Source organism: Actinomycetospora sp., assembly GCF_055612215.1.
Window position 1 is genome coordinate 1 of record NZ_JBVPVA010000360.1, and the last position, 1,583, is coordinate 1,583.

At 72.0% G+C, this 1,583-nt stretch carries 2 protein-coding genes; both read left to right on the forward strand.

Annotation, left to right across the window (positions count from 1 at the left end):
- The first annotated feature begins 3 nt into the window (after positions 1 to 3).
- Entirely contained in the window at positions 4 to 141 is a 138-nt protein-coding gene (locus tag AC0CYZ_RS10290; protein ID WP_472214901.1) for a dodecin domain-containing protein, read from the forward strand.
- An 86-nt stretch (positions 142 to 227) separates the two neighbouring features.
- A complete protein-coding gene (locus AC0CYZ_RS10295) occupies positions 228 to 1,331 on the forward strand; it encodes an IS110 family RNA-guided transposase (RefSeq protein WP_472214899.1) in 1,104 nt (367 codons plus the stop codon).
- The last annotated feature ends 252 nt before the right edge of the window (positions 1,332 to 1,583 follow it).

Sequence of the window (1,583 nt, forward strand, 5' to 3'; positions counted from 1 at the left end):
GCCGTGGAGACCGCGGCGAAGTCGGTGCGCGACATCCGCATCGCCGAGCTCCTGCGCTCCGACCTGGTCATCGAGAACGGCCAGGTGACCGGCTTCCGCGTACGTCTCGCGATCTCCTTCAAGTTCGAGTCGGGCGACTAGACCGTATGGAGGCCGGCGCCTCCGCTCGTAAGTTGGCGCGGGTCACCGTCGGCTGGTGACGGTGCCGCATTTACGGGGAGGCGCCGGTGTCAGGCGAGGGTACGTGGGTCGGGTTGGACGTCCACGCGAGATCAGTGATCGGCTGCGCGATCGACGAGGGCGCGGCGGAGATTCGGACGCAGCGGATCGGGGCGCGGACCGAGCAGATCGTGGGCTGGGTGTGTTCGCAGCCCGGCCCGGTGATGGCCTGCTACGAGGCGGGCCCGACCGGGTTCGGGTTGGCGCGGGCGCTGCGGGCGGCTGGGGTGGTGTGCGAGGTCGTGGCGCCCTCGAAGCTCGAGCGTCCGGCTGGGGACAAGGTCAAGACCGACCGCCGCGACGCCGAGCGGTTGGCGCGGTTGCTGCGCATCGGTGAGGTCCCCGGGGTGCGGGTCCCGACCGAGGCCGAAGAAGCCGCCCGGGATCTGGTCCGGGCCCGGGAGGACTGCCGCGGGGACCTGATGCGGGCCCGCCACCGGCTCTCCAAGCTGCTGCTGCGCCAGGGCCTGGTCTGGGACAACACCGCCTGGACCGCCGCGCACGAGGCGTGGTTGCGCAGCCAACACTTCAACCGCCGCGGGGTCCAACTCGCGTTCGACGAGGCCCTCGATGCGGTGTTCACCGTCCACGCCCGCCGCGACCGACTCGACGTCGCGATCATCGAGATGGCCGCGAGCGACCCGGCGTTGGCCGGGCCGGTCGGGCGGCTGTCCTGCCTGCGGGGGGTCTCAACGCTGACCGCGACCGGGCTCTGCGTTGAGGTCGCCGACTGGCATCGGTTCACCGGAGCCACCATCGGCTCCTACCTGGGGTTGGTGCCCTCGGAGTTCTCCTCCGGGTCGCGGCGGGCCCAGGGCGGGATCACCAAGACCGGCAACTCCCATGCCCGTCGGCTGCTGGTCGAAGCGGCCTGGCACCACCGTCGTCCGCTGCGCTCGAGCCGGGAACGGGCCCGCCGCGCCGATGGCCAGCCCGCGGTGGTCCGTGACCGCGCCGAGGCCGGCAACCGGCGCCTGCATCAACGCTGGACCCGTCTCGATCACCGCAACAAGCGGCCCACCGTCGCGGTCGTCGCGGTCGCCCGGGAGCTCGCCGGCTGGTGCTGGAGCCTGGCCACTCTCGAGGAGACGACCGCCGCGAGAACCGGCTGACACCGGGCCCCTGGCCCGCACAGACCCCGGCGGGCGCCGGGTGAGGATGCAGGCAGCGCGAGGAGCGACCCGCGATACAGCTATGAGCAGCTCCACCACGACCTCCGGTCGAGGTCGGGCGACGCTCGCCCCTAGATTCGCGGAACGCTCCCGACGAACAACCGGTCATGCGGTAACCAACCCGCGCATATCAGTCTGACCGCGCGTCGAGCCCACACGCCTCTACCCACCTGGCCCCGTCGGGCCCACAAC